Source organism: Amycolatopsis bullii, assembly GCF_014654205.1.
In the GTDB taxonomy this organism is placed as follows: Bacteria; Actinomycetota; Actinomycetes; order Mycobacteriales; family Pseudonocardiaceae; genus Amycolatopsis; species Amycolatopsis plumensis.
The window spans coordinates 25,363-35,859 of sequence record NZ_BNAW01000024.1 but is presented as its reverse complement, the minus strand read 5'-3'; the positions used below and the strand labels follow the sequence as shown (position 1 = coordinate 35,859).

Annotated in this window: 7 protein-coding genes; 3 read left to right on the top strand and 4 right to left on the bottom strand. The window is 73.0% G+C overall.

Annotated features, from left to right (window positions below; all coding sequences use genetic code 11):
- Window position 1: 1 nt before the first annotated feature.
- The 3 genes from IE317_RS24880 to IE317_RS24870 form a co-directional block, all read right to left on the bottom strand.
- Window positions 2-796 (bottom strand): MlaE family ABC transporter permease, encoded by a 795-nt coding sequence (locus IE317_RS24880; protein ID WP_191313747.1) that lies wholly within the window; start codon window positions 794-796, stop codon window positions 2-4.
- Window positions 797-1,132: 336 nt separating this feature from the next.
- A complete protein-coding gene (locus IE317_RS24875; RefSeq protein WP_229902898.1) occupies window positions 1,133-2,125 on the bottom strand; it encodes an LLM class flavin-dependent oxidoreductase in 993 nt (330 codons plus the stop codon).
- A gap of 8 nt (window positions 2,126-2,133) precedes the next feature.
- Window positions 2,134-3,513 (bottom strand): FAD-dependent monooxygenase, encoded by a 1,380-nt coding sequence (locus IE317_RS24870; protein ID WP_191313746.1) that lies wholly within the window; start codon window positions 3,511-3,513, stop codon window positions 2,134-2,136.
- 59 nt (window positions 3,514-3,572) lie between these two features.
- Between IE317_RS24870 and IE317_RS24865 the strand changes: the two genes are divergently transcribed.
- Genes IE317_RS24865 through IE317_RS24855 form a run of 3 tightly spaced genes read left to right on the top strand, consistent with a single transcriptional unit; the run spans window position 3,573 to window position 8,092 of the window.
- Entirely contained in the window at window positions 3,573-3,776 is a 204-nt protein-coding gene (locus tag IE317_RS24865; RefSeq protein WP_013223678.1) for a helix-turn-helix domain-containing protein, read from the top strand.
- Between the two features lies 1 nt (window position 3,777).
- Entirely contained in the window at window positions 3,778-4,248 is a 471-nt protein-coding gene (locus IE317_RS24860; protein WP_191313745.1) for a Clp protease N-terminal domain-containing protein, read from the top strand.
- A 55-nt stretch (window positions 4,249-4,303) separates the two neighbouring features.
- The gene (locus tag IE317_RS24855; protein ID WP_444859547.1) at window positions 4,304-8,092 is read left to right on the top strand and encodes an nSTAND1 domain-containing NTPase; all 3,789 of its coding nucleotides are present in this window, start codon (window positions 4,304-4,306) and stop codon (window positions 8,090-8,092) included.
- 188 nt (window positions 8,093-8,280) lie between these two features.
- Here the strand turns inward: IE317_RS24855 and IE317_RS24850 are convergent, their stop codons facing one another.
- Window positions 8,281-10,395, bottom strand: a complete 2,115-nt coding sequence (locus tag IE317_RS24850) for a HelD family protein (RefSeq protein ID WP_191313744.1) — start codon at window positions 10,393-10,395, stop codon at window positions 8,281-8,283.
- Window positions 10,396-10,497 lie beyond the last annotated feature (102 nt).

The following is a 10,497-nucleotide window of genomic DNA, read 5'->3' as shown; positions in this document are numbered from 1 at the left end:
TTCAGCTCCCCTTGGGCGGAACGAGTTGCAGGTAGACGGTGGTGAGGATCAGGTTCAGCACGAACAGCAGCAGGAACGTGATGACCACGGACTGGTTGACCGCGTCGCCGACACCCTTCGGGCCGCCCTTGGGGTTGAGGCCGCGGTAGGAGGCGACGACCCCGGCGACGAAGCCGAAGATGATCGCCTTGATCTCGCTGATCCACAGGTCGGGCAGCTGGGCCAGGGCCGAGAAGCTGGCCAGGTAGGCACCCGGGGTGCCGTGCTGCATGATCACGTTGAAGAAGTAGCCGCCGAGCACGCCGACCACGCTGACCATGCCGTTGAGGAAGACCGCGACGCCCATCGCGGCGAGCACCCGCGGCACGATCAGGCGCTGCACGGGCGAGACGCCGAGCACCTCCATCGCGTCGATCTCTTCGCGGATGGTGCGGGAGCCGAGGTCGGCGCACATCGCGCTGCCACCCGCGCCGGCGATGAGCAGCGCCGTGACGATCGGGCTGGCCTGCTGGATGATCGCCAGCACGCTCGCCGCGCCGGTGAAGGACTGGGCGCCGATCTGCGTGGTCAGCGAGCCGATGTGCAGCGCGATCACCGCGCCGAACGGGATCGAGACCAGCGCCGTCGGCAGGATCGACACGCTCGCGATGAACCAGAACTGCTGGATCAGCTCCCGCACCTGGAACGGGCGGCGGAAGGTCAGCCGGACGACGTCGAGGCCGAGCCCGTAGAGCCGTCCGGTCTGCCGCAGTGCGGCCGCCCCCGGGAACGACGCCGTCGTCGTCCGTTCGGCCATTCGTGTGCCTCCAGCGGTTTCGGCGGCACGGCGAATACGCCCGAGAAGGCTAAGGGAAATGGTCCGAATGGGTCAACGAATTCCGGCCATTCACGGTCTCGGGGGCACCGTGCCGTTTCCTACTGGTCGGTACGCTAACGACGGCCTTGCTGGGAGACAAGAACTTGAGCAGGATCACGGGGTCACGGGCTGGTAACCCCACATTTCTTGTCCGGTGCTGACAAACAGGCTCGATCTTGTTGTCAGCGAGGGAAAAGAAAAGCGGTCCCGCGGGCGGTGGCTGCCCATTCGGCCCAATCGGAACGGACGGTGTGTCCCGTCCGTTCCGGGGCCCGGTCAGGATTTGAGGGCGGCGAGGAGTTCGTAGGAGCGGACGCGGTCGGCGTGGCCGTGGACCATCGTGGTGACCATCAGCTCGTTCGCGCCGGTGTCGGCCAGGAGCTGCTCGAGTCCCTTTTGGACGGTCTCCGGCGAGCCGACGATGCTGGACCCGAAGCGCTCGGCCAGGAACGCGCGGTCCATCTCGGTGTACGGGTACTCCGCGGCCTCCTCCGGTGTCGGCAGCGCGATCGGGCGGCCGCGGCGGAGGCTGAGGAACGTCAGCCCGGACGGCCCGGCCAGGAAGCGGGCGCGCTCGTCGGTTTCCGCGGCGACCACGGACACGCCGAGCATCACGTACGGCTCGTCGAGCACCCCGGGCCGGAAGTTCTCGCGGTACAGCTGCACGGCCGGAATGGTGTTCTCCGCGGCGAAGTGGTGCGCGAAGGAGAACGGCAGCCCGAGCCGTCCGGCCAGCTGGGCGCTGAAACCACTCGAACCGAGCAGCCACACCGGCGGCTGGTTGCCCTCGGCCACCACCGCGTTGACCCCGCGGGCCTCCGAATGGGCGAAGTAGCCGATCAGCTCCTGCAGGTGCTCCGGGAAGTTCTCCGCCGACAGCCCGCCCGGGCCGCGCAGGGCGAGGGCCGTGCGCTGGTCGGTCCCGGGCGCGCGGCCGATGCCGAGGTCGATCCGGCCCGGGTGGAACGCCTCCAGGGTGCCGAACTGCTCGGCGACGACCAGCGGTGCGTGGTTGGGCAGCATGATCCCGCCCGAGCCGACGCGGATGCGCTCGGTGGCGTCGGCGACGTGCCCGATCAGCACGACCGTGGCCGAGCTGGCGATGCCGGGCATGTTGTGGTGCTCGGCGAGCCAGTAGCGGTGGTAGCCCAGCCGTTCCGCGGCGCGGGCGAGGTCCAGGGTGTTGCGCAGTGTCTCGCCGACGGTGTTCCCCTCCGAAACGGGGGACAGGTCGAGCACGGACAGCGGCACGTCAGGCAGTGAGCTCACAACCGGGGTCAACGCCCCGGTGCCGCGATTGCTTCCCGGAGGTCCGCCGGAGCACCGCCGCGGAAGGCCACGACGCCGTCCGGGCGCACGAGCAGCGCGTCGGCCGGGGCGTCCGCGCAGGCGGCTGTGACGATCTTCACGCCCGGCCCGGCGGCTTCGCGCAGGTCGGCGCGGTCGGCGAAGTCGAACAGCACGGTCCGCGCGGCGCGCATGACTTCGGCCACCCGGGTCGGCTCGCCGCCGACGGTCAGGGGCAGGTCGGGCACGTACGGCAGCGCGTCGGCGTCCCGCAGGAGCTCGCCCAGGTGCCGGGCCGCTTCCGGGAACGCCGCCAGCTCGCCGAAGAGCGTCCGCAGGGCGTCGCCGTCCTCGCCGGTCAGGCGGTCGAGCAGGGCTTGGACGCGGGTCTGCGTCAACGTCCGTGCCGCCACCGGGTGCCGCTCGGCGTGGTAGCTGTCGAGCAGGGCGTCCCCGGCGGTACCGCGGACGACGGCGGCGAGCTTCCAGCCGAGGTTGACCGCGTCGAGCAGCCCGACGTTGAGCGCAGATCCGCCCGCGGGAAAGAGGTGCGCGGCGTCGCCGGCCAGGAACACGTGGCCGGCCCGGTACTGCGTGGCGAGCCGTGCCGAACTCGTCGTCCGCGACAGCCAGATCGGCTCTCCCAGGGGCAGGTCGTCGCCGAGGACCCGGCGGAGGGCGGCGTGGAACTCTTCCGGGGTCGGCTCGCCGGGCGGCTCCGGCGTCACCTCGCGGACGCCGACGATCACGACACCGGGCGTCAGCGAGGTCACCAGCACGCGCCCGCCCGGCCGGCGGTCCCAGCCGCGGGTGGCCGAGGCGAACAGGGGCGCGTCCGCCCGGAAGTGGCCGAGGCGCAGGAGTTCGCCGTCGGTGGTGCCGGGGAACCCAATGCCGGCCAGCTCGCGGACGCGGCTGTGCGCGCCGTCGCACCCGACGACGTACCTCGGCTCCGCGCGGTATTCGCCGTCCGGGCCGCGGACGGTGAACGGGTCGAGGCTCACCAGTTCGTGCCCGCGCCGGATCTCGGCGCCGAGCTCGGTGGCGCGCTCGGCCAGGACGGCCTCCATCCGCGGCTGCTGCACCATGAGCGCGGACAGCGGCGGGCGGCTCGGCGGCGCGAAGTCCAGGGTCACCGGGCCGAACGGGAACCGGGGGAGCGGCCCGCCGTACCCCGCTTCGGCCCGGAACCGCTCCAGGAGCCCGCGGTGGTCGAGCTGCTCGACGATCCGGCCGACGAGGCCGTTGGCCCGCGGGCGCTCGTCCGGCGCCGCCCGCCGGTCGAACACCACCACCTCGGCCCCGCCCAGCCGCAGCTCCGCCGCCAGCATCAGGCCCACCGGGCCCGCTCCGATCACCGCGATCTCCATGACACCCTCCCTGTTTGTCAGTTCAAACTGACGCGCATGTCAGGCTAGACTGACACACCGTGGAAGCGGAAGAGCTTTCGGGACGCGTCTCGGAAACGGACCCGGCGGTGGCGCTGCGGGCGGTGGGCGCCCTGCACCGGCTCGCCGAGCAGGTGGAAGCGGCGGCCGTCGCGCACGCGCGCGAGCGCGGCTGGTCGTGGGAGCAGATCGGGGACGCACTCGGCGTCGCCCGCCAGTCCGTGCACGCGAAGTACGGGAAGTGAGGTGCCCGTGCTCGACCGGCTGATCGCCAAGAGCCCGTTCGCCGCGGTGGTGACGGCGGCGCTGGAGGAGTCGCGCCGCCGCGGCGACCGCCGGCTCGGCACCGAACACCTGCTGCTGGGCCTGCTGCACGCCCCGGACTGCGCGCGGGCGCTCGGCACGGACCTGGCCGAGGCCCGCGCCGCACTGGACCGGCTGGACCGGGCCGCGCTGGCCGCGCTCGGCATCGACGTGGAAGGCCTCCGCCCGGCCGGAATCCCGGCGAGGCGCGGGAAGCTGACCCCGGGCGCGCTGACGTCGGGGGCGCGCGCGGTCGTCAACGAAGCCATCCGCGGGACGCCGCGGCCCCGCGATCCGGCGCGGCTGCTGCGGGTGCTGGTGCGGCTGGCCCCGCCGGACCCGGCGGCCGAGCTGCTGGCGGAGCTGGGGGTCGACCGGGAGGCGGTTCGCCGGTCTTTCGATTCCCCCACCTGACCGCGCGTCATTGGCTACGGTGGGCGAATCGGAAAATGAACAACAGGAGGACGGGGTGCCGCGTCCCGAGCGACCCTTGGATCCCGGGGACGATCTGCTGACCGAATTCGCCGCCGATCTGCGGCGGCTGCGCGAGAGCGCCGGAAATCCGACCTACCGCGAGCTCGGGCGCCGGGCGCACTACTCGGCCGGGACGCTGTCCGAAGCCGCCGGTGGGCGGAAACTCCCCAGCTTGGCGGTCACCTTGGCCTACGTCCGGGCCTGCGGCGGCGTACCCGGGGAATGGGAGGAGCGCTGGCACGCCGTCGCCGAAGAGTCGCGCACCGGCGGTGCCGATTCACCGTCCGAGCCGGAATCCGGGGAAATTCCGCCGTACGTCGGGCTCGCCGCTTTCACCCCCGCCGACGCCGGTCGATTTTTCGGCCGGGAACGACTTGTCGAAAAACTTGTCGAACGCCTCGCGAGACAACGTTTTCTCGCCGTCCTCGGCGCGTCCGGCTCGGGGAAATCGTCGTTGTTGCGGGCCGGTCTGCTGCCTTCGGTGAAGGGGCCGGTCGTGCTGCTCACGCCCGGGCCCCGGCCGCTGCAGGAGTGCGCGGTCAAGTTCGCCGCCGCGCTCGGCGTCGCCCCGGGCGTCCTGCTCGACGACTTCGCCGCGCACCCGCGCAACCTCGGTCTCGCCGCCCGTCAGCTGGCCGACCGCGAGGAAGAAGACGTCGTGCTGGTCGTCGACCAGTTCGAAGAGGTCTTCACGCTCTGCCAGGACGACCGGGACCGCGCCCGGTTCCTCGACGCGCTCGTCACCGCGACCACCGAACCGGGCAGCCGCACCCGGGTCGTCCTCGGCATCCGCACCGACTTCTACACCCACTGCGCGCGGCACGCCGAACTCGCCGAGGCCATGCAGGACGCCCAGGTCCTGGTCGGCCCGATGACGACCGAGGAACTCCGGCAGGCCATCTCGCGGCCCGCCGTCGACACCGGGTACCGCGTCGAGAACGCCCTGGTCTCCCGGCTGGTCGCGGACGCCACCGGCCAGCCCGGCGTGCTGCCGCTGCTTTCGCACGCGCTGCTGGAGACGTGGCGGCGCCGCCGCGGCACCACGCTGACCCTCGCCGGGTACGAGTCCACCGGCGGCATCGAGCGGGCCATCGCGCAGACGTCCGAACGCACCTTCGCGAAGCTTTCCCCGCGGCAGCAGCGGCTGGCGCGGCAGATCTTCCTCCGGATGACCGCGCTCGGCGAAGGCACCGAGGACACCAAGCGGCGCATCGCCCGCGCCGAGCTCGACACGGGGGAGGACACCGCCGTCGTCCTCGGCGAGCTGGCCGCGGCCCGGCTGGTCACCCTCGACGACACCGGCATCGAGATCGCCCACGAAGCCCTCATCCGCGGCTGGCCGCGGCTGCGCGAGTGGCTCACCGAAGACCGCGAGGGCCTGCGCGTCCACCGGCAGCTCACCGAGGCGACGGGCGCCTGGGAAGCCGTCGACGAGGATCCCGGCTGGCTCTACCGCGGCACCCGGCTGGCCATCGCCCGGGAATGGGCCGCGCGCCAGGACTCGGCGCTGTCGCGGCGTGAACGGCGCTTCCTCGACGCGAGCCTCGCCGTCGAGCACGCCGAGCGGGAACGCGACCGCCGTCGCACCCGGCGCCTGCGCCAGCTGGTCGCGCTGCTCGCGGTGCTGCTGGTCTTCGCCGTGGCCGCCACCGTCTACGCCGTGCGCGCGGAAACCACGGCCACCGAGCAGCGCAACGACGCACTGGCCCAGAAGGTCGCCGGCCAGGCGCTGGCCATGCGCGCCACGAACCCCGCGCTGGCCGCGCAGCTCGCGCTCGCCGCCTACCGCCTCGATCCCGGGGCCGAGGAGCGCAGTGGCCTGCTCGGCATGTTCGGCTCGCCGTACGCGACGCGGCTCACCGGGCACACCGGCCGGGTCAACACCGTCGCCCTCCGCCCCGACGGGCAGGTCATCGCCACGGCCAGCTGGGACGGCACGGCCCGGCTCTGGGACGTCCACGATCCGCACCACCCGGTGCCGCTGGGCGTGCTCGCCGGGCACGAGGGCAACGTGAACAACGTCGCCTTCGCCGCCGACGGCCGGACCGTCGCCACCGCGGGCTACGACGGCACCGTCCGCGTCTGGGACGTCTCCGACCCGGCGCGGCCGGGGCCCGGCACCACGATCGAGCGGCACGAGGGCAAGGCCTACGCGGTCGCGTTCAGCCCCGCCGGGCCGCTGCTGGCCACCGCGGACGTCCAGGGCACGATCCGGTTCTACGACACGACCGACCCCGCCCACCCGCGGCCGTCGGGGGAGCTGACCGGGCACACCTCCTACGTCAACAACCTGGCCTTCAGCGGGGACGGGCGGCTGCTCGCCTCGGCGTCGGCGGACAAGACCTCGCGCGTGTGGGACGTCGCTTCGCGGAGCCAGCTCGGGGTCGTGGCCGGGCACACCGACGTCGTGCACTCGGTCGCGTTCAGCCCCGGCGGGCCGGTCCTGGCCACGGCGAGCCAGGACCAGACCGCGCGGCTGTGGGACATCGCGGACCCGGCCCACCCGGCGCCGCTGGCGTCGCTGACCACGCACAAGGCGATCGTGCGCTCGGTGGCGTTCACCGCCGACGGCCGCACGCTGGCCACCACCGGCTTCGACCGCACGGCCCGGCTGTGGGACGTCGCCGACCCGAAGCAGCCGCGCGAGCTGCAGTCCCTGCCCGGGCACACCGGCGCGGTCGTCTCCGCGGTGTTCACCCGCGACGGCCGCACCCTCGCCACGGCCAGCGACGACCAGTCCGCCCGGCTCTGGGACCTGCCCGGCCCCGCCGTCTCCGCGCACACGGCCCAGGCGTGCCACGTCGCCTTCGGGCCCGGCGGCAAGCTGCTGGTCACCGGCAGCTACGACCAAACCGTCCGGCTGCACGACCTCACCGACCGGCGCGCGCCGCGGGCGCTGGCCACCATCGACGGCTTCGGCGACGCGGTCTGCGGCGTCGCCGTCAGCCCGGACGGCCGGACACTGGCCACCGGCAGCTGGGACCACGCGATGACGCTGCGGGACATCACCGACCCGGCCGCGCCGGGGCCGCCGGTGGTGTTCAACCGGCTCCACGACGACGTCGACGCGGTCGCCTTCAGCCCGGACGGCCGGCTGCTGGCCACCGCGGGCGACGGCCACACCGCCCGGCTCTGGGACCTGGCCGACCGCCTGCGGCCGGTGGAGATCGCGAAGCTCGAAGGCCACGACGACGACGTCCACACCCTCGCCTTCAGCCCCGACGGCCGGACGCTCGCCACCGCGGGCTGGGACCACACCGCCCGGCTCTGGGACATCTCGGCGCCCCGGGCCCCACGCCCGCTCGCGAAGCTGGCGGGGCACACCGACACGATCTTCTCGATCGCCTACAGCCCCGACGGCAGGCACGTCGCCACGGCGAGCGCCGACCGGATGGTGCGCCTCTGGGACGTCACGGACCCGGCGCACGTGCCGCCCCCGGTGGTCCTGGACGGCCACGCCGACGTGGCCATGTCGGTGTCCTTCAGCGGCGACGGCCGGACGCTGGCGTCGGGCAGCTACGACCGGACGATCCGGCTGTGGGACGTCGCCACGGGCACCCCGTACGCGGTGCTGCCCGAGCAGCGCGACCGCGTGTACGTCGCGCAGTACGCCCCGGACGGCCACACCCTGGCCGGCGCGGGCGCCGACGGCACCGTGCGCTTCTGGGAGGCCGATCCCGGCCGGGCGGCCGAGCGGATCTGCGCGGCGGTGTCGCCGCGGATCACCGAGGCCGAGTGGGCTGAGAGCTTCCCGGACCTCGACTACACGCCGCCCTGCCCCTGACCGGGTTGTTCGGCGTTGTTGTTCGGTGGGTGAGCGCGGACACCGAACAACCCGGATCGACTAGACATGCCCTCGGACGGTGTCGTCCCACGACGTTCATTTCACCGGGGGTCTGAAGGGCTCCTTCGAGGGCACGGGAACCCGCCTCCCCGCCTCGCGAAGGGGCCCTTCAGCGTGTCCGGCTCGGGTCAGGCGGCCGGGATCCAGTCCGGGTTCGAGGCGAGCACGATCAGCTGCTGCGTCGCCCGGGTCAGGGCCACGTACAGCACCCGCCGCCCGGTCGTCGACTCGGTGATCAGGTCGTTCGGCTCCACGAGCACCACCGCGTCGTACTCCAGGCCCTTCGAATCCAGGCTGCCCACGACCTTCAGCCGCTCGTCCGCCTGCCCGGCCAGCCAGCCCGCGATCTCCGGCACCCGGTCCATCGCCGTGATGACGCCGACCGTGCCCTCCACCGCGCCCAGCAGTTCCTTCACCGCCGCCTGCGTCGCCGCGGCCAGGCCGGCCGCCTCCACCGGGCGGACCTCCGGCTCCACCCCGGTGCGGCGGACCGCCACCGGCAGCTCGCCGGCCTCCGCGTGCCCCGCCACCACCTTCGCCGCCAGGTCGAAGATCTCCGCCGAGTTCCGGTAGTTCGTGCGCAGCGTGTACCGCCGCCGGGCCGTCTTGACGCCGAACGCCTGGTCGCGCGCCGAAGCCGCCTCCGCCGGGTCCGGCCACGAGCTCTGCACCGGGTCGCCGACCACCGTCCAGCTCGCGTACTTCCCGCGCCGGCCCACCATCCGCCACTGCATCGGCGAAAGGTCCTGCGACTCGTCGACGACCACGTGCGAGTACTCGTCGTAGTGCTCCGGCCGGGTCGGCGCCCCGCCCGAGCGCTCCGGCTCGACCTCGATCACCTGACGCCGCTTGCGCTTCGGCGGCGGCCCGATCAGCACGCGCAGCTCGTCCAGCAGCGCCACGTCCGCGATCGACCAGCCCCGCGACCGGTCCGCGAAGTCCGCGGCCAGCATCGAGATCTCCTGCCGGTTGAGCACGCCCTTCGCCGCCGACGCCAGCCGCTTCTCCTCGCCCAGCCACTTGAGGATTTGCGCCGGGTACAGCACCGGCCACCACACCACCAGGAAGCGGTGGAAGTCGATCCGCTCGCCCAGGTCGGTGATCAGCTCGGCGCGGTCGAACTGCCTGCCGTCGTCCTTCGCGTGCTCTTCGGCCTTCGCGGCGAGGGCGTCCAGCAGCATTTCGGCCGCCCGGATCCGCGACCGGTTCGGCGGCGCGCCCTGCGTGTGGGCCTTGCGGCGGATCCTCTCCAGCTCCCGCGCGTTCAGCTTGAGGACTTCGCCGCGGTAGACGATCCGCATCTCCTCCGGCGCGTCCGGCGGCGTGTCGCGCAGCGCCCGCAGCAGCACCTTGCGCATCCGCAGCGACCCCTTGACGGCGGCCAGCGGCGCCGCGTCCTGCCGCGTCGCCTCCAGGCCGTCCAGGACCTCGCCGAGGGCGCGCAGCTCGACGTTCGTCTCACCCATCGAGGGGAGAACCCGCGAGATGTAGCTGGTGAACACCCCGGACGGCCCGATGACCAGCACGCCGGCCCCGCCGAGCTGCCGCCGGTAGCGGTAGAGCAGGTAGGCGGCGCGGTGCAGCGCGACGGCGGTCTTGCCGGTGCCCGGCCCGCCGGTGATCTCGGTGACACCCCGCCAGGGCGCCCGGATGACCTCGTCCTGCTCCTTCTGGATGGTCGCGACGATGTCGCGCATCTTCTCGCCGCGCGAGCGCCCCAGTGCGGCCATCAGCGCGCCTTCGCCGACGATCTGCATGTCGTCGGGCACGGCGTCGGCGATCAGGACGTCGTCGTCGACGTCGAGGACGTTCTGGCCCGAGCACCGGATCACGCGCCGCCGCACGACGTCCATCGGTTCCTCGGCGGTGGCCTGGTAGAACGCCGCCGCGGCGGGCGCGCGCCAGTCCGTGACGAGGTTGTCGAACTCGGCGTCGCGGATGCCGAGCCTGCCGACGTAGGTGCGTTCCCCCTGGCGGTCGTCGAGCCGTCCGAAGACGAGGCCTTCGTACTCGGCGTCGAGCGTCTGCAGCGTCTGGTTGGCGTGGTAGACCATCATGTCGCGCTCGAACAGCATCGACGCCTGCTCGAAGATCGCCTCGCGCTGCGCCCCCTGGCCGATCTCGTAGCCCTTCGTGCGCATGGCCTCGGCCTGGACCCGCAGTTCGTCCAGACGGGTGTACACGCGATCGACGTGGGCTTGCTCGATGGCGATCTCGGCCCGTCTGACCCGAGGTTCGGACACGCATGGCTCCTTGACAGCTTTGGGATCGCCTCCGAGGGCGAAGAACGACTCTACGCGGTGGTCCCGGCGGGGACACCCGTGTCCCGGTCATCCGCGCGGTGT

What these genes read in the sequence shown, in the direction of transcription:
- IE317_RS24880 (WP_191313747.1), bottom strand. Translation starts at nt 796, where the DNA reads ATGGCCGAACGGACGACGACGGCGTCGTTCCCGGGGGCGGCCGCACTG.
- IE317_RS24870 (WP_191313746.1), bottom strand. Translation starts at nt 3,513, where the DNA reads ATGGAGATCGCGGTGATCGGAGCGGGCCCGGTGGGCCTGATGCTGGCG.